This window comes from Haemophilus sp. CCUG 60358, assembly GCF_001679485.1.
In the GTDB taxonomy this organism is placed as follows: Bacteria; Pseudomonadota; Gammaproteobacteria; order Enterobacterales; family Pasteurellaceae; genus Haemophilus_D.
The window spans coordinates 1-278 of record NZ_LZOZ01000008.1 but is presented as its reverse complement, the minus strand read 5'-3'; the positions used below and the strand labels follow the sequence as shown (position 1 = coordinate 278).

The following is a 278-nucleotide window of genomic DNA, read 5'->3' as shown; positions in this document are numbered from 1 at the left end:
ACCTTAACTAAACAGCCGGACGGCAGCTGGACTTCTGATAAACCGGCGATCGTGCCAAGCGTTGAAGCAGGTAAAGACAGCACCACTATTCCACAAGATAAAGTGAAAGATGGTTCTGAAGTAACTGCACAGGCGAAAGACCCAGCAGGTAACGAAAGCACACCAGCTAAAGCGAATGCGGGTAATAACGCTGCAACACCAGATACCACTGCACCAAGCGCACCGGAAGTGACTCCATCAACGACTGATGGCTCAGTAAAAGTGAAAGTACCAAGTGA

1 pseudogene is annotated in these 278 nt (G+C 49.3%); it reads left to right on the top strand.

Annotated elements, in window-relative coordinates:
• A pseudogene (locus A9500_RS02545) lies at positions 1 to 278 on the top strand (cell wall anchor protein); the annotation flags it as partial.